Annotated in this window: 1 protein-coding gene; it reads right to left on the bottom strand. The window is 39.0% G+C overall.

Going from position 1 to position 223, the window contains the following annotated elements:
* Window positions 1–43 precede the first annotated feature (43 nt).
* A partial coding sequence (locus BN338_RS10065) for a helix-turn-helix transcriptional regulator (RefSeq protein ID WP_039762035.1) occupies window positions 44–223 on the bottom strand: 180 nt, incomplete at its 5' end.

Below are 223 nucleotides of genomic sequence, written 5' to 3'. Positions count from 1 at the left end.
AGACCACCTTTTAGACCACCTCTTGTGGTTTATACAATTTTACTTAATTTGTTGTTATTTGCTCCGTATTTTTCTTTGGAGTAAAAGCGAGAATCTCTTTTTTTCTCCATCTTACTGCTCTGCCTAGCTTATAGGGTTGAGGAAACTCCCCTTGAAGCACCCAATTGCGAATCGTTGTTGTTGATACGCTAAAAAGCTGTGCACATTCACGGGTTGTTACATA

It is taken from the genome of Bartonella queenslandensis AUST/NH15 (genome assembly GCF_000312585.1).
Taxonomy (GTDB): Bacteria; Pseudomonadota; Alphaproteobacteria; order Rhizobiales; family Rhizobiaceae; genus Bartonella; species Bartonella queenslandensis_A.
The sequence above is the reverse complement of the archived record's forward strand: the minus strand, read 5'-3'. Positions and strand labels throughout refer to the sequence as shown.